Origin of the sequence: Intestinimonas sp. RTP31139st1_F5_RTP31139_211217, from assembly GCF_040226735.1 — a bacterium.
In the GTDB taxonomy this organism is placed as follows: domain Bacteria; phylum Bacillota; class Clostridia; order Oscillospirales; family Oscillospiraceae; genus Intestinimonas; species Intestinimonas butyriciproducens.
In genome coordinates this window covers 35,098-58,635 of sequence record NZ_JBCOAQ010000008.1, presented here as the reverse complement: position 1 = coordinate 58,635, position 23,538 = coordinate 35,098, and the positions used below count along the sequence as shown (strand labels likewise).

Here is a 23,538-nt window from a genome sequence, read left to right as displayed (position 1 = left end):
ATAGCAGGGTTTGGGGAAGGCACTCCCCAACAAGATTCCCGCAGGGGCAAAAATAAGCGGAGAGCGAATTTTGGCACCTCGGTAGAATCTTGCTCTGAAAAACTCCGGCGTTCCCCGGCTCCCGTCCTTTCCGCTAACAAAACGTTTCAAAAGGGCTTTGCTACCCGCTATTCCGGCTTATCTTGAAAATTTTCCTTTCACTACCTACAACACCACGCAAAGCAAAATGGACGGAGATTTTTAGAATTTCCCCTCTATTCCCTACAACACCACGCAAGCCGGAATAGGCGGACAATGGCAGTATTTTTTTCTTTGATACCCTCTACGGATAAGTAAGGGATTTTGCCAACTGCGGCGGCTATTTTCCCTTTTGTTTTTTCATACTGGGGATTTTCAAAAATGCCAAACAGGAACGAAAAAAAGCAGCAAATCTGTTGAATAGATTTACTGCTTTCTGGTTGCCGGCGAAGCGGCGGTTATTCAGTTGTAGGCGGTAGGGCTATCTCCCAAAGCGGAACTTGAAAATAGCTGTGAGAAGCGTCTGGGTGATGTAGTCCTCTGTATCTTGGTCTACCCGTCCATTCACACGGGCGGCACATTGTATGCGGCGGCGGTAATACTGCAATACAGTTCCCACCGCTTCCGGCTCCCCGCTGGCGGCTTGGACGATTGTTTCATAGGGGAGAAGCCTATTATTTCTCATATGCCATTCCCTCCATTTCCGCTTGGAGCTGCCGTAGGGCTTTTCGGATATGGTAGCCCGCTGTGCTGCGGCTGCGCCCGTACTGTCTGCCAATTTCGTGCTGTGGAATACGCTTGAAAAAGGACAGGTAAATCATTTCCCGCTCCCGTTCGTCCAGCCGTGACAGGGCTTCCGCAAGTAAACCGCTGCTGAAAATGACCGTATCGCCGCAAAGGGTAAGTATGTATTCCTCGTCCGGCTCCGGGGCTTGGAAATATTCATCTGTCGTGCCTAAAGGGTAGTGCTTTTCGTCTGTGAGGTATTCAAGGGATATTTCTCTTTTGTGCTTCCTGCTCCGTGTCCTCGCTGCGTTGATCGTTGCATTTCGGATAACGACTTTGCAAAAGGCATGGAAAGTGTACTCGATATGTTCCCGATATTCTTCTGTACAGGTCATGGAAAATCCCCCTTTCCTCCCAAAAGGGCTGTGGCTGGTTAGTAGTTGCTTTTTATGATAGTAAGGGGCGGCAGCACTTTAGGCTGTCGCTCCTTGACTGCCTAACTGCAAAACCGGGCGGGGCTGTCAACGGCGGGCGAAGCCCGTTCATCTTGACCGTTGACTGGCTCGGCCGGGTTTGCTATTTATCCGGCAAACTTGAATTTATTTTAAGCTATCACGTTTTACCTTTTTAAGCCTTACTATCATTACCATAGGAATTTCTTTATTGTTTTTGAAACATTCTTCATAAAATCCATCAATGACAAATCCAGCTCTGAAACAAAGGTTAAAAATATCTTGTATGGAACGATGATAATAAATCTGCTCCTCCGGCTGCCCTTCGATCGCTATATCATAGTAACTGTGCGGTGTCATATATTTTTCAGTCAATGTGATAAAACAAGGGTGCTGCGTTGCAAAGACAAAAATCCCGTTTTCCTCCAATAGTTCATAAACAGCCATAAAAAGCGGTTCAATATCCGTAATATCCATAATTGCCATATTAGAAACTGCTTTCGTAAAGGCTCGATTTCTTTTTAATCCTAATAAGCTTTCTCTATTGGTCGCATCCGCCACACAAAATTCAATTTGTTTTGCATATTGTGATTGCCGTCTTTTAGCCAATTCTATCATTTTTTTGCTGTAATCAAAAGCGACAACCGAAGCACCTCTTTGTGCAAGATACGAAGAATAATTTCCATTGCCACACGCAATATCCAAAATGTAATCCGCAGGATTAGGAGATAGAAGTTCCGTTACTTTGGGACGCACTACCTCTCTGTGAAATTCATTAGATTCGTCACCCATTGCATTATCCCAAAATTGTGCGTTCTCCTCCCAGATTTTTTTACTTTCCTCTGTTCCCATGTTCTCTCCCACTCCCCAAATTTGCTTTTTTGCTTCCATTAAATCTTCCTTACTATATTCCATTGTTACCCTCCATAACTTCTGATTGTTGCCGTCTTGACGATTATGTATCTTTACATTACCTTCTGAAACATATGGCGCACCTTGTCCAGGCGGCTGTTTGGACGGCGGGGCTGGATGACCGGCTGACCGACAGCGGCCTGATATCCTTTCAGCTCTGTAAGGCATACGCTCCGCCCGTTGGTGTAAAAGGCCAGATCAGTACGGTATGCCTGTATACAGCGGGCGGGAATCTCGCCAGTAAAGACAACTTCATCCTTTTTTACCTGGGCCGTTTCGATGGTGGCACAGTATTTCGGTGCATCATGATAAGCCCTGGAAAGGTATTCCTGGGGCGCATAGAGGATGAAGGAGAGATAAGGTTCCAGCAGCTGCGTCCCCGATTCCTTCAATGCCTGTTCCAATACAATCGGGGCCAATGAGCGGAAGTCCGCCGGCGTGCTGACCGGACTGTAATAAAGCCCGTATTCAAAGCAAATCTTACAGTCCGTTACGTTCCAGCCGAACAAGCCCTGCTCCAGCCCGTAACGGATACCATCCCTGACAGCGTTTTGAAAACTCTGGTTCAAGTATCCCAGCGAAACCCGGCTCTCGTATTGTACACCGGAGCCAAGCGAGAGTGGTGTAACAGACAGTCCTATGGATGCCCAAAACGGGTTGGGCGGCACCTCGATATGGATGGTGTGGCTGGCTGCTTTGAGCGGCCGCTCCATATAAATGACGGAGGGTTCCTTTACCACTGTTTCAAGCTTGTATTTTTCCGACAGCAAAGCGGAAACAACCTCCAACTGCACCCGGCCCAAAAAAGAAAGAATGATCTCATGGGTGATGGAATCCACTTCGCAACGCAAAAGCGGGTCAGTATCCGCAAGTTGCGTAAGAGCGTCCAGCAGCCGTTCTCTTTGCGCTGCCGTTTTCGGCGCAATCGTCGTCCGCAGCATGGGGAGGGGGTCCTCGCGCCACCTTTTACGAGGGAGCCGGGTTGGGTCCCCTAATACATCGTTTAACCTCACGCTGTCGCTGGGAAGGATAACAATTTCACCCGGATAAGCGGTGTCTGTCCGAACAATTTCCCCTTTGGATGGAATACGCATCTCTGTGATTTTCAGCTTTTCTCTCCCGGCCAGGGCCACCGTATCCCGCAGGCGCAGCGTTCCGCTGTATAGCCGTAGATAGACACGCCGCTGGCCGCAATCTGTATACTCCACCTTGAAAACGCTGCCGCATAGGGCGGCGCTCCCCTGTTCCCCAATCGGTTGGAACAGCCCTGTCACCGCATCCATCAACGGTTGAATGCCAAGGCCCTTTTTGGCGCTGCCATAATAGACCGGGAACAGGGAGGCGTCTTGAACCCGCCGCTGTTCCTCCCGCACAAGTTTTTCCCGGCTGATTGGTTCTCCTGCGATATACTTTTCCAATAATTTATCGTTATTTTCGATGACCGCATCCCATGCTTCTATGTCGGTATTTTCCTCCAGGACTATTTCCGGGGACAGCGACACCGTCTGCTTGATGATAATATCGGCGGAGAGCTTATCCCGAACAGACTGAACCACGCTCTGCAAATCAACGCCAGCCTGGTCGATCTTGTTGATAAAGATAACGGTGGGAATGTTCATTTTCCGCAGGGCATGGAACAGAATACGGGTCTGGGCCTGCACGCCATCTTTAGCGGAGATCACCAAGATGGCCCCATCTAAAACAGCCAAAGAGCGGTACACCTCCGCCAAAAAATCCATGTGGCCGGGAGTGTCCACGATATTGATTTTATAATCATTCCAGCAAAAAGAAGTAACCGCTGTCTGAATGGTAATTCCGCGCTGCCGTTCCAAAATCATAGTGTCTGTTCTTGTAGTTCCTTTATCCACGTTTCCTTGTTCCGCAATCGCTCCACTGGTGTACAGCAGGCTTTCCGTCAATGTTGTTTTTCCTGCGTCTACATGGGCGAGAATTCCAATATTGATTATTTTCATGTGATTGTCCTCCTTTTACAGCCCCAAAAGGGCATAAAAATCCCCAGCAGTAAAATACTTTTACCACTGGGGATTATAATTTGCGGACATACACATATACAGCATACACCTGTTTGTGATTGCTGTTTTTCGGATATGTCAAAATTGATAAGGCAAAAGTATTCTTAAATTGGGTACAAAAAACCAAGCCCCCACAAAAGGGACTATCATAATCCTTTGTTCCCACTATTTGATTATAGTTTTATTTAAGAATACCTTGCCGCATATTTTTTACTCCTTTTTTGGAATGATGCTATTATATCACATTAGTTTTAGGAAAGCAAGTACCTAAAAGAAATTTTTCTTCCCCTTATATGTAACAATCATACCGACTTTCTGGCGTTCAGAATGGTTTCTGCTGTCTGCTGTGGTGTTTGGTTGGAATTGTCCAGCCAAAAGCCGATCCGTGGTGTTGTCTGCATAAATGTATCGTATAAGGTTTCAACCGTAAAGCCGGAATAGCCTGTTTTCTCCCTGTATCGTTCCCTTCCTTTTATTGTTTCCACATCTGGACAAAGAACGACAACCTCAACAGGGTATTTATGCGGCACAAAAAATATGTACATGTAACTAATTCAACACATTTATAATTTGAATAGGGACATTATAGCATTTACTAAATACAAATTCAATGTATACGGAAATAAAGATATAAGGAGTGGGAAGGATTCCGCCGTAGTCGGCATTGTAGGAAAATCCAAAAGTTTAGATTTTCCCACAATGCTTATCTTTTGGTCTTTGGTTCGGAATAGTGTAGTGCTGGCGGTCTATCTCTTGTTTTCGGTTGCTTGCTTCCTTACCGTACATGAGCATTTGCGCCGGGGTTGTCGTTGCCGTAGCCCTCAAGCAGATTGATAACGCCCCAAATGCCGAGGCCCGCGCCCAGCGCGATAACGAGGGTCTGAAGAACACCAACCGCAGAATTGAAAAATGCCATAAAAAGCTCCTTTCCTGCCGCTCTATGCGGCTGCCCCAAGAGGGCAAAGGGCGGTCTTGCCGCCAAAAAAGCCGCCGTATTCTTCCGGCGGCTGCGTGGGTATGGAAAACTGCGCCCGGTGGGGGCGCGTATCATGTGGCCAGTGTTTACGTTTCGGATTGTCTTACCACCTCCTTAAAATCTGCTGGATATGGAAAAGGCGCAGACGGGTTTAGCCGCGCTGCGCCTACTGCCGTTCATAGAGCCTTTCACAGGCGGCGATAAACTGCCGGATTTCGGCTTGCCGCTTCTGCTCCCGCCGCTCCCTGGCCGTCATGGGCTTACGGGCGGGAAAAGGAATGATTTTCTTATTCACTGTCCCCGTCCTCCTGTAATTCCTCCGCGTCGATCTCGTAGTAGTCAAAGACTTCATCAGGCTTGACGATGGCGGGGCGGCGTCTTAGGTGCTTCTCCATGTCAAAGGCGTTTTTCGGGTCTGCGTCGGACAGGTGCTTATATTGCGGGTGCTTCGTTATATCAAACTTATCCGAGAAGAACGGGCGCACCCCGCGCACCTGTAAAATGCACTTGCCGCCGTCCATGACGGCAATTTCGTCCTGCGTCATAAGCTCCTTGCCGAGCTTTTGGTAGTTCAGCCCGTGGGACAGCTCCCGCCCCCGCGTTTCGGACGTGTTGAAGCTGTCAATCGTTTCCTTGCCGAGTATTTCCGAGATTTCTTTTAGCGTGGATTTCTCCTTGCCGCCCAAGAAAAGGGTGGTGTCGCAGTTGCCGACTATGGTATCGGCGTTGTCCTTGTAAATGGCCTTTAGCTGCGACTGGCTTTGCAGGATAATAGACGCGGAGATTTCCCGGCTTCGTATGGTGGCAATGAGCTTTTCAAACTTCGGTATCTGCCCGATGTTCGCAAACTCGTCTAACAGGCAGCGCACATGAACGGGAAGCCGCCCGCCGTACACATCATCGGCCTTGTCGCACAGGAGATTGAAAAGCTGGGTGTAGAGGATAGAAACGACAAAGTTAAAGGTGTCGTCCGTATCGGAAATGATAACGAACAGGGCCGTTTTCCTGTCGCCCAGCGTGTCCAGCTCCATTTCGTCGCTCTCCATCAGTTCGCGCAGCTCCCGAATGTCAAAGGGGGCAAGCCGCGCACCGCAGGAAATAAGGATAGAGCTTCGGGTTTTGCCAGCGGAAAGCAGAAACTTTTTATACTGCCGGACGGCAAAATGCTCTGGGTCTTTTTCTTCCAGCCGTTCAAACATGAGGTCAACGGGGCTTTGAAACTCCGGGTCGTCCTCGCGGGCTTCCGACGCATTTATCATTTCAAGCAGCGTGGTAAAGTTCTTTTCGTCCTCCGGGGCTTCGTACCAGATGTAGCCGATCAGGGCGCAGTAAAAAAGCCGTTCTGACTTCACCCAAAAATCCTCCCCGGATTTCTCCCCGTCGCCCTTGGTGTTGGCAATGATGGTATTTACCAGCTTCAAAATGTCCTTTTCGCTGCGGATATAGGCAAAGGGGTTGTACTTCATGCTCTTGCGGAAATTGATGGTGTTTAGCACCTTGATTTTGTACCCGCCCCGCTGCAAGAGCTTCCCACACTCGACTAAGACGATGCCTTTCGGGTCTGTGACAACATAGCTGCTGTGCATTTGCATAAGCGACGGCTTGACGAAAAAACGGGTCTTGCCGCTGCCGGAACCGCCGATTACAAGGATATTTTTATTCCTCGCGTACTTCGGCTGCTTGGGGCGGCTGTTCATGGTAAGCCGTTCCGTCTGCGTCAGGGGGATATTGTTCTCAAATACGGGGTCTATGTACGGCTTTATGTCCTCTGCCGTCCCCCATCTTGCGGAACCGTACTCAATGCCCTTGCGGTACTTCTTCGCGTTTTTGCCTTTGATGTAGACGGCAAGCCGGATAATGAGCGCACCCGCAAGGCCAATCAAGAGGTCTACCGGGTGGAAGCTGGGCGCGTAGCTGGAAAAGGCGGCGGTGAAGCCCTCGCCCATGTGCAGCAGCTTTTGGCTTGCGTCCGCGCCGGGGGCAAGGCGCACCGCTTCGCCCAGCTTGTCAAAGAGGTAGACAAAGAGAAGATAGGGGGCGTTTAGGATAAGCAGCTTCTTGATTTCCGGCTTCATAGCGATACCTCCTGCTCCTTGTTCTTCACCTTTTGGCGGCTGGCGTTAAGCTGCTTCGCCTTGTCCCGGAACGCCGCCAACGCCTTGCGAATAGACGGCTTTTGCTCCTGCGTCAGCTTCTTTGCGGAAAACTCCTTGAAAGCGGCGGTCAGCACGTCAGCGTCCCGCCCCTTGAAAAACACAAGGTAACGGGGCGGCTGCTCTGTCGTGTCCTTTTTCAGCGCATAATCAATGCCGTACTTCTTCGCCGTACTCTCAAAGGCTTTGATATTGCCGTCGGTGATCTCGATGTTGGAAACGCCTGTGTTCTGCTTCATAAGCTGGCGCAAGGTCTGTTTTCCGTGGGGCTGCTTGCCGATCTGCTGCTTGCCCTTGGCTAACAGGGCTTTCATGGCCTTTTGTAGCATTTCGGCGGTGAGCTTCCCGGTTTTGATATACAGGGCAACGGTTTTTTCGTTGATTTCGTCCTGCATGGGTTGTGTCCCTCCTTTCGCTGTGGTCTATGGGGCGGCGGTCAGGTACGCACCCGCAAGCCGCTCAAATCCTCGGCGCGGATTCCCACGAGATACCAGTTTGCGCCGTACTCAATGCGGGTGGGTTTCCACTTGCGGCCTGTGAACACTTCCAGCGTGTCGCCGCAATGCAGCCCGCCGTAATAGTCCCCAAGGCCAAAGCGAATGTCGTAGCGGTCTGTCCGCTCGTCGAAAATCAAGGCTCCCTGTTTCATGCTGTGCGCTCCTTTCAGATTTGCCCCGTCGCCATATCGTGGGCGACAAGGGAAGTGTAGTAGTTGTTGATGGTGGACGGAGCATTAAAAAGCACCGTCCGTAGGTATTGCTTCATGTTGCGGATTTTCGTTGTGTTCTCCCGCATACAGTCAAGCACAAAGCGGATATGTTCGCTGTCCAGCTTCATAAACTTTGACTTTACCAGTTCGGCGGGGTAGTCGTCCCCGGCAATCCGTACCGTCGTCCTCGCGGTGCAGACGGTTTCCAGCATAATGTCCACAAGTTCGTCCAGCCTGTCCCGGTCAACCTGGCTGTCGGTCACGAGAATGTCATAGCTGATGTTCTCCATGATGGTCTCCCGGTAAATCTCAACCGCGCTCTGTGTTGCCGCTTCCTTTCGCTTCCGTTCCGGCGGCCCTGCCGCCATACGCCCCAAAGGTGAGGGGTCAGGGGAAAGGATAGGAATGGAATCGGTACTTGATAAATCCGTACTTGATTGGTCTTTTTTTGGTAAGTCAGTTCTTGATATATCTTTATTTAATTGCGTTGGATTTTCCTGCGTAGGTTTTTCCAACGTAGGCTTTTCCTGCGTTGGATTATCCAATGTTGGATTTTCCAACGTAGGTAAATCCGATGTAGGCGGCTGCGGCTGTTCGTAGATCACATACTCCGCGCCGCGCAAGCGGCCTTTCGCGTCACGCTCCCTTGACCGCACGATATACCCGGCGCGTTCCAATTCCCGCACCGCTTCGCGGATAGCGTCGATCTTCTCCTTGTTGATAAGGGACAGGCCAGCAAGGGTATAGTCCCAATCTTCGGGAAGCGAAAGCATTTGTGACAGCAGCCCCTTTGCCTTTAGGGACAGCTCTTTATTGCGCAGATGGTGGTTTGACATGACGGTGTAGCCACGGTTGCGCTCCACGCGGAAAACTGCCATAGTGTGATACTCCTTTGCGGTAGATTTGTTACGCAGTAGAAGCGCGATTTTGAGGGGTCAGGTATAAACACCTTGCCCCGCCAAAACCGCGCCCGTAAAGCCGCATGGCGCAAGGCTCTTTATGCCCCTACTGCGTAACAAAGGACATAAAAAAGCGGCGTCTCTTTTCTCCTTGTCGTGGGAGTGAAGAAACGCCGCTGTGAAAATGGATTATTAGGCTTCCGCAAGATAGTCCTTGATGATCTCGCCAAAGTCTGCCGTAAAGGAAAAAATGAAGTATTCCAAAACGGCGGGGTCTGCGTCCATAGGCTCGGCTTCCTCGGAAAACTGTAAGCCCATAAGCCCGTACAGCATTTTGATAATCTTGAACAGCTTGCCGCGATCTGCGGGGGTGTTCATGGTAACAAGGGTGTCCGTCAGGCGGTTGATGGTGTCCATATCGCCGCCCGTCGTTACCCATACCATTTCTGCGAATGGCTGCGTGATAGCTCCGGCAACAAGGTTGATTTTATCCTTGCTGATTTCGCCGGATTGGAGTATAATGCCCCTTGCAGTGAGAGTGTTAGAAGTTGTTTGCATCGTATTTCCTCCTTAACTTTTGATAGGCATAAAATAGCGACCATCAAAATGATGGTCGCTATTTTGCCTCTAATTTCTACCGATCTGTTAAATTGGTTTATAATCATAAGAAATTGATTTTACATCGTATACTTTAGTACTTGTACACTTGAACAATGTAGGGTCAAATACCGCCAGGTTAAATCCTTGTTTACGCATAGTGCTTCCATATTCAATTCCATCATAGCCCTTGCTGCGAATATAGTCGCTTATATACTGGGTGGGAAGATAATCTAATGCATTATCGTTTCTTAAAGGTTTCGAAATCTCCTGTGCAATCATTTTAAGATGTTCAATGTTCATTGCATATTGGGTGAGATCAAAACCATAATCTATTCCAATAAATGGACTAATCTGATCAATGTTAGCGAGGTTAATAACCTCAATATCTTTTAGAAGTTTGAAACGCCCCACTGTAACGTAATCATAGACACCAGCGCGGATTTCATACAATGTAGTTTCTGCTTCATCAGCAAGATACAGTATACTAATTCCTTCAGGATTGACACGCCCTCCTTTTGCTTTATCATTTGGGGGTGCTCCCATTTTTTCGCGTTGATACCCTTTCTCATCATGACATATCCTTGAACGAAATAAAATTTCGCCTTTGCGATGTTGTTTTACAGCGCAACGCAAAAATGTGAAAAGCTTGTCCGTATTAACGAAATCGCTATGAAAGCGGTTCTCCCTCTTGATGCCTTTTACAAAATCCGACCAACAGTTATTTTTCAATATGGAGTTTTCCTCTAAGTACTCACGGTCTTGGCTCTGTCTAATTCCCACAGGGCCATCAAAAAGCTCTGGTTGCTCTCTATATCTAATAGAGCATAGTTTTGTAATCAAGCGATATATAGCGTCAGCCTTTAAGTTAAAAATATTCCAGTTAGTAAATAAGATATTTTTCATTAAGTCTGTTTGACTACGGGGAAAGTCACATGGTAAATTAGAGACAGGTGTATAAATATCCAGCAAGCCATCAAAGAGTTCTGTAATCGTTTCATCTTTACCTATCTCGTAAACTGGAACGTTGTGGTTTCCGCAAAAATCGCAGTTGCCTATGGTCTTATTGCCGCAAATAATTGCCTTAATTTCAGTATCAGTAAAACAATTACTACAACAGAACATACTATTAAACCTCACTCAGATATTTGCCCATCAGTTCAAGGTGGTGCATAAGAGAGAGCTTTTTGACAGTTCCAAGGCCTGGATAAGACTGCTGTTCATAATGTTGCAAAAATGCCTTTAACCCCATCGTAAGTATAACTGGGTGTGGATCAGAATTGAACCATGCAACAAGTTTTGAAACCGCCTCATAGAATTTCAGCGCAGGATTTGTAATATCTTCGTTTGAATCAGAAACAAAGTGCCGAACTCGTAGAGTACCGTCTTTGGCAAAATATACGATGTGAATTGCTACTGCATATGGGGCAAAGCCAGCCTCAAGATATTCGTTGCCTACAACAGAATAATCTGAAAACCCAACAAATCCATCTTCTTTATAGTAAAGATGATCGTCCGAGAAGAATTCATCATCTTCATCCTGATAGTCAGCGTTTCGTTCTTGCTTTTCGAATTTATCATCAAGCAACACTTTGTGGTGACGTATTTTGCGCCTAAAAACGCTTTCGTCTGGCATTAATGCAAAACGCGGCACAATCGTACCAAATGTAGTTTCATACAAGTTCAAATAATCGCGATCTGTATTTATAACAAGAAGCTCCGATTTGTTGATACCTTTTTTGTCCCAAAAGGCCAGTAAAGATTTTGCATTTCTTTGCATAATTAAGGATTTGATAATAGCTGGATTCTCGTATTGCTCTGTAAATCGCTGTTTATACACAGCTTCCTTTGTTTCGTCTTGAACGTCCTGCCAGTCAGACATAAATGTACCAACAGCGGGGTTGCGAATAATTGCAATCGAGTGATTGACTTTAATGAAGTCTGCCATCGTATTTACAAGGGTCGGAGATAGTTTAACGGGTTCAACAATGGGGGTGACATAATCTCCGAGCAGATGGTTGGTAGCGAGTTCGCGTAATGCCAAAAGTTCATATTGCCGACCTCGTAAATAAGGGAAATACATCGTCTTAACCTCCATACTTCTTATTTAGAAATTCGCGGAGTTTTTTCCACTCAAGTTTTGTTGGGTTTGCAAAATAAAACAGAGATTTTAATTCATAGGGGACTTGCTCAAGTTCGCTTATTTCTATGTGATTCCGCTGTTTTAACTGCTTCAAAGCCATTGTGTAGGCTTCCAAGATGGGAATTTCTGAAAAGAGTTTAAGACATTCCCCATAGTAAAATGCTTGTGAAGCTTTCGGCAAACTTCCATAATATCGCATCAATATGTTCTCAAATTCGCGTTTGTGTAATATTTTGAAAATAGTAGTGTGATCTAAATGCAAATTATTTTCAAGCGGCTCTTTGCGTAATGTTGAGCTGATTCTATTTTGCGGCGTGAGGACATATATGCCAACAGCCGTATTATCAAGGAGTTCCTTTGCCCTGTTATACTGCCCCTCGGAAGTTACAACGCAAACATAATTGAAACCCTTATAATAATCACGAATCTGTGTTTCAAGACGATCAAACGTATCCAATTCTGTCTTAATTTCGTAAACAACAGCTCTTCCGTTTATCAAAATGAAATCAGCTTTCGATTTACTTATTGGTATTTGTGTTAATGCCGTTGTAGTATTTACACTATGTCGGCCAAGGAGAAGTTTATTAAGCAAAGTATTCTGATAGAAGTACTCATTTCTATATGATTTCGACATGAAACGATATATTTCACTAATTAACGCTCCGTTATTTTTGTCTTCTGGCTCATCTATGAAACGCTTAATTACTGCTCCATACGTGGTATTGTTACTTGCACTTGATTGAATCATGCCAAGGAAAACATTTTGAGTAAAGAGCCGATTTAGAATAAGGTTATTTTCAATCAAGTACTCACCTTCTTTCGGCTAATTATAATTACTCAATTTTATTATAGCACAATTGACGGACATTGGGTACCCATTTTCGAATTTTTTGCACCACTTTTTTGCTGCCCATGGTGCCCAAATGGTGCCCGGACGTAAAAAGCGGCCTTGTAAGAAGCTGTGGACACAAATAACAAGATACGAAAAAAGCCTGATTTTACAGGCTCTTTAGGAACATTTTATGCGGTTATATGTGGAGATATAAGGGATTTTCGCCGTTTCACGCCCCTCGAAATCAAGTTGTCCGCAAGGGCACGTGGGTTCGAATCCCACCCGCTCCGCCATGTCGGAGCAAACGTCATATCGTTTGCTCCGACTTTTTACAAAAGCCAGTTACCGCATTGCGGCATAATGGTCCGTGGCAGAATGGGATTTTTGGAAGGATCGACTCTGTAAAAAGCCATGGGGAACTGTCAAACTTGACAGTTCCCCATGGCTTTTTATGGCCCGATTGTTGACCTCTGGGTATGATCTGAAGGATGTGGCTTCGAAAAGACCGTCCTGTTCCGTACAGTCGGCATGGCGCCGTTTGGTGATGGGATTTCGCTTTTCCAGGAGCCAGTATCACCCGTATGGCGCCGAGGTCACCTCTGCACCCGGCCGGAGCCGTCTCCGGCACAGAGTTTTTCCACTTCGGTGACGGTGACCCGGTTGAAATCCCCCTCTATAGAGTGTTTGAGCGCCGAGGCAGCCACAGCGAACGCAATCGATTCTTGTTCGGACTTGCCGCTGAGCAGAGCATAGATCAGGCCGCCGCCGAAACTGTCGCCGCCTCCCACCCGGTCCACAATGCGCAGGTGATGTGTTCTGGAGAAGTAACAGGAGTTTCCGTCGTAGAGCATGCCTGCCCAGTCGTTGTCACTGGCGGAGAGGGAGGTGCGCAGGGTGATGGCCACCTTTTCAAAGCCAAAGCGATCCGCCAGTTGTTTTGCCACAGACTGATATCCCTTAGTGTTCAGCTTTCCGCCGCGAATATCTGTATCGGCGGCTTCAATGCCAAAGATGTCTTTTGCATCCTCCTCGTTGGAAATGCAAACATCCACGTATTGGCACAACTCCGTCATGGCGGCCCGCGCCTCTTCACGGGTCCATAGCTTCCCTCTGTAGTTGAGGTCACAGGAGACCTTGACGCCTTTGGCTTTGGCGACCTTGCAGGCATCTTCGCAAATGGCTGTCAGGCTGGGACCGAGGGCGGGTGTGATACCGGTAAAGTGGAACCAATCTGCCCCGTCGAAAATAACCTCCCAGTCAAAGTCAGAGGGCTGTGCTTCCTGGATGGCGGAGTGGGCGCGGTCATAAATGCAGACGCTTCCGCGCTGCGAGGCGCCCTTTTCCAAGTAGTAGATCCCCACGCGGTCGCCTCCGCGGACGATCATGGAGGTGTCCACCCCGAAATACCGCAGGGAATCCACCGCGGCCTGTCCGATGGCGTGGGAGGGAAGCTTGGTGACATAGGCCGAGTCAAGACCATAGTTGGCCAGGGAGACGGCCACGTTGGCCTCTCCGCCGCCGAAGGTGGCCTGCATCTGATCGTTTTGGAAGAACCGGTAATAGCCGTTTGGAGCCAGACGCAGCATGATTTCGCCAAAGGTAATCACTCTTTTGCTCATTTTATCATTCCCTCCTGGATAGACCCATTACGATGTCTGCGGCCTTGCGGGAGAGTTGCTCGATCTGGTCAAAGCGTCCCGCGCGGATCAGGGTGTCCTTGACCATCCAGCTCCCGCCGCAGGCCAGCACTTTTGGGCTGGCAAGATAGGTGCCCGCATTGGAGGCATTGATGCCGCCGGTGGGCATAAAGCGCACTCCGGGATAGGGAGCGGCCAGGGATTCGATCATAGGCAACCCGCCGGAGGGTTCTGCGGGAAAGAATTTGAGGACATCCAGGCCCAGCTCCAAGGCGGCTTCAATCTCTGTAGGGGTGACTACGCCGGGCAGAACAGGGACCCCGAGCTCCTGGCAGCGGTGGACCACACGAGGGTTTGTGCCGGGGCTGACGATGAATTGGGCACCGGCGTTTACGGCCTGTGTCACCTGTTCACAGGTGAGTACTGTGCCGGCGCCGATCAGCATTTCAGGCAGCTCAAAGGTCATACGCCGTATGGCCTCGGAAGCAACAGAGGTCCGAAAAGTGATTTCTGCTGCGGGCAGTCCACCGGAGACCAAGGCACGGGCAAGGGGAACGGCATCACCGGCGTCCTCCAGCTTGACCACAGGGATAATACCGGTCAAGCGGATGCGGTTTAAAATGGGATGCATGAAATCCCTCCTTTTTCATTTGCTGGGACAGACGGGGCACCAATCGGGACGCAGGGGCGTAAGCGCCCCGCCTTGGATTACCGCCACGGGCTCGATCACCTGCTCCACGGGAATTTCAGAGCAGTAGGCGTCCAGGAAGGGCGGGTCCCCCGGACTGACCGGACGGAGCCGGAAAAGGGTGGCGCGCTGCGAGATCGGCTCCAGCCATCCGGCAAGACCGAGCTGTCGGGCCGGGATAGTGGTAACGGCAGCTACAACTTCATCCAGACGCATTCCGAGAGCGAGAAATTTGCTCATGGTGTGGGGAAGGCTGTGCACCACGGTGTCGACATTGCGGATATGGGCATCGGTGCTGATGGAGAAGGTACGCAGGCCGGCGGAGATAGCCGCCCGGGCCACGTTCTGATCCAGACTGGCCGCCCCATGGCCCACGTCCAGAAATACGCCGCGGCGGATGGCGTCCGCTAGAGGAGGGATGGGGGTTCCGTCGGGATTCCACATAAGGTTGGCCATGCTGCAATAGCGCAAGTCGGGTGCCGCGCCCTTGCCGGCCCTCCGGTTGGCCTCCAGATTGGGAGCGCCATGGAAAATATGTGTGATGATGTCACCGGGGCGCAGAAGGGGAAGGGTCTTATCGTTGGAAGGGGGGCCCTCCACCAGGTGGGCCATGACGGGACGGCTCAAGAGCTCCCCTGTCTGAATGGCCAGGCGCAGGGGGGCCATACCCGCATCCTCTACCACGAGGCCGCTGGAGAGGACCTTGATCCCGAGAAGCAGACCGCTGGTGTCGCTGCGGATGCACTCCACTGCGGACTGAAGATCCAGATTCCTGCGGTCAAAATAGGGCTGCTTGGTGATAAGACCCACCCGGCTTATGTTCAGAAAGGAGCGCACCTCGGTCTGAAAGGTGGGGAGCACATACTGCCGGAAACAGGGGAAGCTGGTGCTGCCTGCGCTGCCGGCATCCACTACCAGATGGACGCCGGTGGACAGGCCCACCCGGTCGGCAGGGATCCCCAGATCGGTAGCGCCGGGATAGACATGGGCGTGGCTATCAATAAAGCCGGGCGCCATGAAGAGGCCGCTGTCGCCCAGACGGCGCTCCTCCAGGCCCAGGCATCTGCCGCCCTCCAGGTGAAGCAGGGCTGGTACAAAGGAACCGCTGGAGCTTTGAAAGGCTTGGACTGGGATGGCAGTCATTCGTGTCTCACCTCCGGGTCAGAGGAGCTTCAGCCGCACCAAAAGCCCCTTTAACTGATCCACATCGGCACGTATGGTGTATTTGGGCAGAGCGGCAATGTGTTCCACCACGCTGGGCTGCTTGAATGCGGTGCCGGTAATGACGCAGACTACGGTGTCGGAGGAGGATATCTTCCCGGCTTTTACAGCCTGCTTGAAGGCCGCTACCGTGGAAGCGGAGGAGGGCTCTGCACCAATGCCCTCATGTCCCAGGTCCACCATAGCTGCGAGAATCTCGTCGTCGCTGACCGCCATGGCGGCGCCGCCCGATTCCCGTACCGCGCGAATCAACCGCCGTCCGCCCTGAAGCGGGCTGTTGCCGGAGATGCTCTGCGCGATGGTGCGGGTGCTGTCGCCGTACATCTCAGCCACCTCGGCGCCGCTGTCCACCGCGCGCTTGAGCCAGCACACGGCCTCCGGCTGTACAGGCACCATATGGGGGACCTTGTCCGTCACGCCCATGGCGGCCAACTCGTTATAGCCCTTCCAAGTGCCCCAGACCCCGCCTCCGGTCCCCATGGGGTGGAAGGAGAAATCAGGGACGCGGCCCAGCTCGGAGAAGATTTCATAAGCATAGGTCTTCATGGCCTCGTGGCGTATGGGGTTGATGAAATTTACAAACACATAACAGCCCAGGTCGGTAACAGCCTTGTCCAGCATGGTTTCGATCTGGGCAAAATTGTCGAAATCCAAGACAGCGGTATTGGCGCCATAAAGCATAATCATGGTCTTTTTCATGGGACTTGCCTGATATTCCACCATCACCACACCTGGAAAACCGGCTCTGGCGCTGTACGCAGCAAAGGAGGCACCGGCATTCCCGGAGCTGTAAGTGATGCCTCGCTTGACGCCGATGTCCATGGCATAGCTCACGGCCAGGGAATAGCCCCTGTCCTTGAAGCTGCCCGTCGGCATGAGGGTATCGTTTTTGAAATAAAGGTTTTCTATGCCCAGGGTTGGACCGAGGTATTTGGATTTGACCAGGGGCGTCCCGCCTTCACCCAGTGAGACAATGTTTTGGTCGGAAACTTTTGGGAAAAAGTCGCGATAGTACCAAATGGGGCCGCGGACATATTCACGAAACAAATGTGCGGAACGCTTCAGACCGTTAAGATCATATTGGACCTCCAGAAGGCCGCCGCAGCGGGGACACAGGTTGACCGGTTCACGCAGGTCGATCTCAGCGCCGCAGGAGTCGCAGCGGAAACAAAGAGCATTTCCTTTTGTAGAAGACATGATAGAGGTTTCCTCCCGAACGTTAAATTCCGGTATCCCGGCTTTACTTGAGCGTGAAGATCGCTTCGATTTCCACGCTGAGATTGGAGGGGAGGGTGTTGACGGCGATGGCGGAGCGGGCGTGGCGGCCCTGCTCTCCCCACAGGTCCAGAAGGAGCTGGGATGCGCCGTTGACAACGGCGGGCTGCTGATAGAAGCCGTCGTCGCTGGAGACAAAGGCCAGCAGCTTCACCACCCGCTGGATGCGGTTCAAATCTCCCAGGTATTCTTCCAGCACGGCCAGGGTGTTGAGCATACAGTAGCGGGCGCCCAGCCGGGCGTCCTCCAGTGTGACGTCCCTGCCCACCTTGCCCTCGATTCTGTGTTCGCCGAAAAAGCTGCCCTGGCCGGAGGCGTAGAGCATGTGGTCCACCTGGTTGACGGGGACGAAAAGACCGACGGGGGTGGGAGCCTTGGGAAGTGTGATCCCAAGTGATCTCATTCTCTCATAAATATCCGTAGGAATTCCTCCTTATCAGTTTACTCCTGGCACAGAACGCAGGCTGCGTAGTGTCCGGGGGAGACCTCCCGGAGCGCCTGCGGCTCCTTGCACCGCTCACAGGCATAGGGGCAGCGGGGGGCGAAGCGACATCCCGGCGCCGGGTTAATGGGATTGGCGACCTCTCCGGCCAGAGCGTGGCGCTTTCGGTTCCGGCGGTTGAGATCGGTGGTGGGGATGGCGGAGAGCAGTGCCTGGGTATAGGGGTGGGCCTGATGGAGAAAAAGCTCCTCTTTGGGTGCGTACTCCACCACTTTGCCCATATACATCACCATGATATTGGTACTGATATGCCGCACCACACACAGATCGTGGGTGATGAACATATAGGACAGGCCCTGTTTATCCTGCAGATCCATCAGCAGGTTGAGGATCTGTGCCTGAATGGAGACATCAAGGGCGGATACGGGCTCGTCACAGACGATGAACTTCGGATCAACTGCCAGTGCACGGGCCAGCCCTACTCGCTGCCGCCGCCCGCCGTCCAGCTCATGGGGATAGGTGTTCACATAGCGGTCGGGCAGGCCACATACCTCCATGAGTTCGCACACCTTGTCCCGAACCCCCTGCTTGCTTTTGATGGTGCCGCAGACCCTGATCGGTTCGGCGATGATGCTGCTGATGGACAGACGGGGATTCAGCGAGGTGAAAGGGTCCTGAAAGATCATCTGCATATTAAGGCGGACCTGCTTCATCTGGGGCCTGGGATAGGAGAGGATGTTTTCCCCGTTATAGAGCACCTCTCCGCTGGTTGCCTCCAGCAGGCGCAGGATGGTCCGGCCGAGGGTGGATTTGCCGCAGCCGGACTCTCCCACCACGCCCAGGGTCTCTCCCGCGTTGATCCGGAAGCTGACGTCGTCGACGGCATGGAGGATACCGGCGGGAGTTTTAAAGTATTTTTTCAGGTTTTTCGCTTCAATCAGTGGTATCGGCATTGTGCGTCCCCTCCTCTCTGAACAGGTGACATTTGATTCCGTGTCCGCCCATATAGTACATCTCCGGAGCCTCACTGGCACAGCAGTCCATGCAGTGCGGACAGCGAGGGGCGAACTTGCAGCCCTCAGGCAGGTCGGTGGGGTCGGCCATAAACCCGGGGATGGGGTCCAGACGGGGGGTGGTGGTGTAAAGATCGGGGATGCAGTTAAAAAGTCCGGCCGTGTACGGGTGGTTCTTACGACGGGCGTAGATCTCTTCCACGCTGCCGTACTCAATGACCTCTCCAGCATAGACAATGGCCACATTGTCACAGAACTCAGCCACCACGCCCAGGTCGTGGGTGATGAGGATCATGGCCGAATTGAACTTCTCCTTGAGCTGCTTCATGAGCTCCAGGATCTGGGCCTGTATGGTGACATCCAATGCGGTGGTGGGTTCATCTGCCAGCAGGAGCTCGGGCTCGGCCACCAAGGCCATGGCGATGACGATCCGCTGCTTCATTCCACCGGAGAACTGGTGGGGATATTCATGCTTCCGTGCCGCGGGAATCCCGACCATCTGCATCATCTCGTCCACCCGGCGGTCCTTCTCTTCTTTGGTCATATCCGGAAAGTGGAGATTGAGGACCTCCAGGATCTGATCGCCTACGGTGGAGACCGGATTCAGGCTGGTCATAGGATCCTGGAAAATCATCGAAATACGCTCGCCCCGCAGCCCCAGCATTTCTTTGGGAGACGCGTGAAGAATGTCCGTTCCGTCATAGAGAATGCTGCCATGGGTGATCTGTCCTACCCGGGGCGGCAGGAGCCGCAGAATGGACAGAGCCATTGTGGTCTTTCCGGCGCCGGTCTCGCCTACCAGCCCTAACTTCTCGCCGCGGTGCAGGGTCAGATGAAAGCCGTTAAGGGCGTGGACCACCGCGTCGTCTGTATTGTACTGCGCGTAAAGATTCTTGATTTCCAGTAGGATATCCCCACCGGCGCTGTTTTGCAGTGCGTTATCCATAGTCGAGACACCCCCTTAATTCTTGGTTCTGGGATCCAGCGCGTCGCGGAGTCCGTCACCGATGAAATTGACGGCCATAACCGCCAGCGCGATACAAATGCCCGGAATTAGGCCCAAGTAGGGATAATAACGGATGTGCACCTTGTTCTCTGAGAGAATGGTGCCCCACTCCGGCGTGGGGGAGGAGACGCCGATGCCCAGGAAGCCGAGGGATGCGATGCTGAGGATGACCTGCCCCAGGGTTAGGGTGGCTGATACGATAACCGGTCCCATGCCGTTGGGCAGAATATGTTTGAGAATGATGCGCGCGGAACTGGTGCCGCAGCACTTGGCGGCCTCGACAAACTCCTGATTGCGCAGCGTCATGATGGACGAGCGCACCACGCGGGTGAAGCGAGGGATCTGAGAGATAGACAGGGCGACCAGCAGCTTGTCCACGCCGGTGCCCAGCGCGGCCACCACGGCCATGGACAGCAGCATGGCGGGGATCGCCATGAACATGTCTACGATGCGCATGATGACGGAGTCGACCTTGCCGCCGAAATACCCCGCCGCGCCTCCCAGCGCACAGCCAGCCACAAAGGAGATCGCCACCACGGCAAGGCCCATAAACAGCGAGATACGCCCGCCGTAGACGATCCGGGCAAAGAGGTCGCGGCCGAACTGGTCGGTGCCGAACCAATACTCCGCACAAGGCGGGGTGAATTTGTCCACAATATTCTGCTTGACCACCTGTTCGTAAGGGACGTACAGGGGAGCGGCCAGGATGGCGAGCATCATGAGCAGGAGCAGGAAAAGCCCTGCCATGGCTAACTTGTTTTTTCGAAAGCGAAACCAGACCATGCCCCAGACGCTGCGTCCGCTTACAGGCCGCACAGAGGGGGTCTTATCCGTATGATGTTTCATATCAAAACCTCCTCTATGCGGTAAGCTTGACGCGGGGGTCGATCAGGGCATAAATGACATCCACGATCAGATTCACGATACCCACGAAGATAGCAATAAAAATTAACGTGCCCATCACCACCGGAATATCCCGGCCCTTGACTGCGTTGATGAGCAGAGAGCCGATGCCCGGAATGGAGAAGACGGTCTCTGTAATGACGGAGCCCCCCATGCAGGAAGCAAAGGAGATGCCAACCTGTGTGACGACTGGCAGCATGCCGTTGCGGAGCACGTGGTGCGCGACGACCCGGCGCTCATCGGCGCCCTTGGCGCGGGCAGTGCGGATGTAGTCCTGTTTGATGACATCCAACATACTGGTGCGCGTCATTCGGAGCTGTGAGGCCAGAATATTGGCACCCAGTGTGATGGAAGGCAGGATAAAATGTGCCAAGGAGCCAACGCCGGCGGCGGGCAGCCATCCCAGCGTCAGGCAGAACAGGATCTGCCCCATCATGGCAAACCAGAAAGAGGGCAGGGAGAAGAGGATCAGCGCCAGGGCCAGGGAGGCATAGTCCACAAAGTGATACTGGCGGATGGCGGCGATGATTCCCAGGGGAATCCCGATGATAACGGCGACGAACATGGAAAGGGAGCCCAGCAAGATGGTGTAGGGGATGCGGTGGAGAAACTCGGGGAGCACCTCATAGCCGCTCAGCCAGGAGGTTCCGAAGTCGCCGCGGAGAACGCCGGCAATATAGCGGATGTACTGGATGACGATCGGTTGGTCGAGCCCCATCTCGGCTCGTTTGGCGGCCAGTGCCTCGGCGGTGGCGTCCTGGCCCAGTATCATGGCGGCGGGGTCGCCTGGAGCGAGGTTCAGTACCACAAAGATGATAAACGTGATTCCAAATACCACTGGGATCAGAAGCAGCAGACGCTTTATGATATATTTCAGCAAGTTTTTCCCTCCCGGAATAAGGGCCGTTTCCGGGCACATCGCCGTGCCCGGAAGCGGCCTCTCAGCTATGCTTGCTCAGTCTTTGCGGGGCCATGCCCCGAAAGACTTACCAGGACCAATCGTAGAAATAGACCACGCCCAGAGGATAGACCTTCATGCCCTGGAGTGCGGAGCGGTAGGCCATGGTGCTGGGATTGGAGAACAGAGGCACCTCGTAGGCCTCCTCCGTGCAGATGTCCACCATCTGGAGATAGAGTTCCTTGCGCGCATCGCCCTGGGCTTCCCGGGCCTCCATGCCCAGATCGTAGATCTCCTGGGTGCGGGGATACTGGTTGTTGAGCGTCTGGGCATAGTTGGCCTCGGTAGCCATGAAGTAGTTTAGGAAGCCGTCAGCGTCCAGCAGAGAGCTGCTGGTGTTGCGGATCATGGCGCCGAAGGTGCCGGCATACCAGAGGTCATTGAAGGTGGGAGTATCCACCGCGTTGATGGTACAGTTGATACCGATCTCCATCAGTTGGGCCTGGATGATCTGAGCGGTGGTGTCGCTGACGGTGCCGGCCTCCACAATGATCTGGAACTCCTCGTTGTTATAGCCGGAGGAGGCCAGGAATTCCTTGGCCTTTTCCACATCCTGCTCTACCACCTGATAGCCTGAGGGGTGGCCGGAGTAGGAGGGGCACATGTCGATGTCAATGATTGTGGCGTAGCCCTCTGTGGCGCCCTGTACCACGTCCTCTTTGTTGACAGCGGATTGAACGGCCTTGCGGAAATCGGCGTTTTCACCGGGCTGGCCGCTGTTGGCGCTGATATACATGGTCACACGGCCGGCGGAGTCCGCGCTGGCCCAAGTGGCGCCGGAGGCCTCATTTAGGTTCAGGCAACTGCTGATGGAGGGGGAACGGATGGCGTCAATATCGCCGTTTTCCAGGGCGATGATCTGAGTGCTGGCGTCGGTCATTGTCTTGATATAGATGGTCTTGATGGCGGCAGGCTCGCGCCAATAGCCCTCGTAGGCCTCCAGGGTAATGGTGTCTCCGCTGACAGCGGAGACAAACTTGTAGGGTCCAGTACCGATGGGGGCGGACTGGTAGCCGTCCTCGCCCGCCTGCTCATAGTAGGCCTTGCTGATGATGCCGCCGGCCCGGGAGGCGCAGCCGTTCAGGAAGGCCGCGTAAGGCGCGGTGAGGTAGATATTTACGGTGCTATCATCCACAGCCTCGGCGCGATCATAGTTGATGATGAGGGCCTTGCCGGTGGAATTCTGCACGGAGAGATCATAGGTAAAAACCACATCCTCGGCGGTCAACGGGGTGCCGTCGTGGAAGGTGACGCCCTCCTGGAGATGGAAGGTATAGCAGAGGCCGTCCTCAGAGACGCTCCACTCTCTGGCCAGACAGGGCTGAATGGTTCCGTCCGCGTCCAGAAAGACCAATGTATCATAGATGTTGTTGAGGACCAGATAGTCGTTGCCGTTGGAACCGTCGGCACCGCAGGGGAAAAAACGGGTGGGCTCCCCGCTGGTGGCCAAAATGGCGGAATCCTTCTGGATGGGGGCTGTGGAGCCGGAAGAAATCGTCTCGGAGGGGGAACCTCCGCCGCCACAGCCGGCCAGCAGAGTAAGGGATATGGCGCCGGCCAGAACCAGAGTAAGGGACTTTCGCATGTTCATTTTCAAGTTTATTCTCTCCTTTTTCTTGTAAATGGGCGATAGACAGATGCTTTCTCAGCAAGGGAACGGCGGAGTTCACACGGCAGTGGATGTCCCTCCTTCCATCTGGAATCGTACGGTATCAATCTGCTTTGCCGTGAAACACCGTGATCTAGGTGATGGAGTCAAGTCAAATTTAGAACCAGCAAGTTAGATGCCAATATGTGCCCTTTTTCGAGGAATCCTAAAAAATAATATGCGGACGGAGATTTTCCGGTGGCTATGCCGCCTTGGAAAGTGTAGGGCAGTCTGAAAATGACAATAGCGCCGTGGGCCTTTTTCCCCGTTTATATTTGAAAATGGGGAATAGGGTCA

At 52.2% G+C, this 23,538-nt stretch carries 23 protein-coding genes and 1 pseudogene; all 24 read right to left on the bottom strand.

Annotation, left to right across the window (positions count from 1 at the left end; genetic code table 11):
* Positions 1–499 precede the first annotated feature (499 nt).
* A complete protein-coding gene (locus ABUA09_RS07840; RefSeq protein ID WP_002602095.1) occupies positions 500–703 on the bottom strand; it encodes a helix-turn-helix domain-containing protein in 204 nt (67 codons plus the stop codon).
* Positions 693–1,139 (bottom strand): RNA polymerase sigma factor, encoded by a 447-nt coding sequence (locus ABUA09_RS07835; RefSeq protein WP_002602096.1) that lies wholly within the window; start codon positions 1,137–1,139, stop codon positions 693–695. The genes ABUA09_RS07840 and ABUA09_RS07835 overlap by 11 nt, the downstream gene beginning before the upstream one ends.
* A gap of 204 nt (positions 1,140–1,343) precedes the next feature.
* A complete protein-coding gene (locus ABUA09_RS07830; RefSeq protein WP_349949260.1) occupies positions 1,344–2,111 on the bottom strand; it encodes a class I SAM-dependent methyltransferase in 768 nt (255 codons plus the stop codon).
* 50 nt (positions 2,112–2,161) lie between these two features.
* On the bottom strand, positions 2,162–4,081 hold the full coding sequence (gene tet(W), locus ABUA09_RS07825) for a tetracycline resistance ribosomal protection protein Tet(W) (RefSeq protein ID WP_349949259.1): 1,920 nt from the start codon (positions 4,079–4,081) through the stop codon (positions 2,162–2,164).
* A gap of 847 nt (positions 4,082–4,928) precedes the next feature.
* Positions 4,929–5,057: pseudogene (locus ABUA09_RS07815) on the bottom strand (Maff2 family mobile element protein); the annotation flags it as partial.
* 226 nt (positions 5,058–5,283) lie between these two features.
* Positions 5,284–5,412: a hypothetical protein gene (locus ABUA09_RS07810; RefSeq protein ID WP_349949258.1), complete on the bottom strand. Its 129-nt coding sequence runs from the start codon at positions 5,410–5,412 to the stop codon at positions 5,284–5,286.
* On the bottom strand, positions 5,405–7,192 hold the full coding sequence (locus ABUA09_RS07805; protein ID WP_349949257.1) for a VirD4-like conjugal transfer protein, CD1115 family: 1,788 nt from the start codon (positions 7,190–7,192) through the stop codon (positions 5,405–5,407). Before ABUA09_RS07805 ends, ABUA09_RS07810 begins: the two co-directional genes overlap by 8 nt.
* Entirely contained in the window at positions 7,189–7,665 is a 477-nt protein-coding gene (locus ABUA09_RS07800; protein WP_349949256.1) for a PcfB family protein, read from the bottom strand. Before ABUA09_RS07800 ends, ABUA09_RS07805 begins: the two co-directional genes overlap by 4 nt.
* A 41-nt stretch (positions 7,666–7,706) precedes the next feature.
* The gene (locus ABUA09_RS07795; RefSeq protein WP_349949255.1) at positions 7,707–7,919 is read right to left on the bottom strand and encodes a DUF5348 domain-containing protein; all 213 of its coding nucleotides are present in this window, start codon (positions 7,917–7,919) and stop codon (positions 7,707–7,709) included.
* Positions 7,920–7,933: 14 nt separating this feature from the next.
* Positions 7,934–8,857 (bottom strand): DUF6017 domain-containing protein, encoded by a 924-nt coding sequence (locus ABUA09_RS07790; RefSeq protein WP_349949254.1) that lies wholly within the window; start codon positions 8,855–8,857, stop codon positions 7,934–7,936.
* 213 nt (positions 8,858–9,070) lie between these two features.
* Positions 9,071–9,436 (bottom strand): hypothetical protein, encoded by a 366-nt coding sequence (locus tag ABUA09_RS07785; protein WP_279204972.1) that lies wholly within the window; start codon positions 9,434–9,436, stop codon positions 9,071–9,073.
* Between the two features lie 87 nt (positions 9,437–9,523).
* Positions 9,524–10,600, bottom strand: a complete 1,077-nt coding sequence (locus tag ABUA09_RS07780; protein WP_279204970.1) for an RES family NAD+ phosphorylase — start codon at positions 10,598–10,600, stop codon at positions 9,524–9,526.
* Between the two features lie 4 nt (positions 10,601–10,604).
* Complete coding sequence (locus tag ABUA09_RS07775) at positions 10,605–11,558, bottom strand: sce7725 family protein (RefSeq protein ID WP_349949253.1); 954 nt, start codon at positions 11,556–11,558, stop codon at positions 10,605–10,607.
* A 4-nt stretch (positions 11,559–11,562) separates the two neighbouring features.
* Complete coding sequence (locus ABUA09_RS07770) at positions 11,563–12,423, bottom strand: sce7726 family protein (protein ID WP_279204967.1); 861 nt, start codon at positions 12,421–12,423, stop codon at positions 11,563–11,565.
* Positions 12,424–13,043: 620 nt separating this feature from the next.
* Positions 13,044–14,069 carry a sugar kinase gene (locus tag ABUA09_RS07765; protein ID WP_195614591.1) on the bottom strand — a complete coding sequence of 342 codons (1,026 nt, stop codon included), beginning with the start codon at positions 14,067–14,069 and terminating at the stop codon, positions 13,044–13,046.
* A gap of 4 nt (positions 14,070–14,073) precedes the next feature.
* On the bottom strand, positions 14,074–14,718 hold the full coding sequence (locus ABUA09_RS07760) for a bifunctional 4-hydroxy-2-oxoglutarate aldolase/2-dehydro-3-deoxy-phosphogluconate aldolase (RefSeq protein ID WP_195614590.1): 645 nt from the start codon (positions 14,716–14,718) through the stop codon (positions 14,074–14,076).
* 15 nt (positions 14,719–14,733) lie between these two features.
* Positions 14,734–15,918 carry an amidohydrolase family protein gene (locus ABUA09_RS07755; protein ID WP_195614589.1) on the bottom strand — a complete coding sequence of 395 codons (1,185 nt, stop codon included), beginning with the start codon at positions 15,916–15,918 and terminating at the stop codon, positions 14,734–14,736.
* A gap of 18 nt (positions 15,919–15,936) precedes the next feature.
* Positions 15,937–17,193, bottom strand: coding sequence for a threonine synthase (locus tag ABUA09_RS07750; protein WP_033117802.1), 1,257 nt, complete (start codon positions 17,191–17,193; stop codon positions 15,937–15,939).
* A gap of 43 nt (positions 17,194–17,236) precedes the next feature.
* Positions 17,237–17,674, bottom strand: a complete 438-nt coding sequence (locus ABUA09_RS07745; RefSeq protein WP_033117803.1) for a RidA family protein — start codon at positions 17,672–17,674, stop codon at positions 17,237–17,239.
* A gap of 38 nt (positions 17,675–17,712) precedes the next feature.
* Positions 17,713–18,666 carry an ABC transporter ATP-binding protein gene (locus tag ABUA09_RS07740; protein WP_058117392.1) on the bottom strand — a complete coding sequence of 318 codons (954 nt, stop codon included), beginning with the start codon at positions 18,664–18,666 and terminating at the stop codon, positions 17,713–17,715.
* A complete protein-coding gene (locus ABUA09_RS07735) occupies positions 18,647–19,672 on the bottom strand; it encodes an ABC transporter ATP-binding protein (protein WP_195614587.1) in 1,026 nt (341 codons plus the stop codon). Before ABUA09_RS07735 ends, ABUA09_RS07740 begins: the two co-directional genes overlap by 20 nt.
* 15 nt (positions 19,673–19,687) lie before the next feature.
* Positions 19,688–20,578, bottom strand: a complete 891-nt coding sequence (locus ABUA09_RS07730; protein WP_033117805.1) for an ABC transporter permease — start codon at positions 20,576–20,578, stop codon at positions 19,688–19,690.
* A 13-nt stretch (positions 20,579–20,591) separates the two neighbouring features.
* Positions 20,592–21,515: an ABC transporter permease gene (locus ABUA09_RS07725; protein ID WP_058117394.1), complete on the bottom strand. Its 924-nt coding sequence runs from the start codon at positions 21,513–21,515 to the stop codon at positions 20,592–20,594.
* 106 nt (positions 21,516–21,621) lie between these two features.
* The gene (locus ABUA09_RS07720; protein ID WP_243276473.1) at positions 21,622–23,184 is read right to left on the bottom strand and encodes an ABC transporter substrate-binding protein; all 1,563 of its coding nucleotides are present in this window, start codon (positions 23,182–23,184) and stop codon (positions 21,622–21,624) included.
* Positions 23,185–23,538: the final 354 nt, after the last annotated feature.